General features: G+C 56.9%; 1 protein-coding gene. It reads right to left on the reverse strand.

Going from position 1 to position 320, the window contains the following annotated elements; all coding sequences use genetic code 11:
- The coding region (locus tag R0J92_RS22180) for a cell division protein FtsQ/DivIB (protein WP_411053241.1) at positions 1-297 on the reverse strand (297 nt) is incomplete at its 3' end.
- Positions 298-320 lie beyond the last annotated feature (23 nt).

Consider the following 320-nt stretch of genomic DNA (forward strand, 5'->3'; position numbering starts at 1 on the left):
GTCATCATTCCAACGTGCGACAGGCGTTTGCTCAACAAGCTCAAACACTAATGCGTTTGGCCACTCCCGCGAGATACGCACCTCATACAGCCAGCCAATGTTCAACGCTCGACGGCGAAGCTCGCCTAAATCGGCAGAGAGCCAAGTCGCTTCTTGCACCATCGGCGCTAGCTGGGTACGCAGGTAATCCGCGCTCACATACTCCCACTCACCACGAATTGACACGCGCTCGATAGGGCGATCTAACCACAGCCATAGGGCTCGACTGCCAGCGCCTAACAACAGCGCCAGCAGCAAAACGCCTAACCATGCGTTGCGTC

Origin of the sequence: Tritonibacter sp. SIMBA_163 (genome assembly GCF_046535935.1) — a bacterium.
Classification (GTDB): Bacteria; Pseudomonadota; Alphaproteobacteria; order Rhodobacterales; family Rhodobacteraceae; genus Epibacterium; species Epibacterium scottomollicae.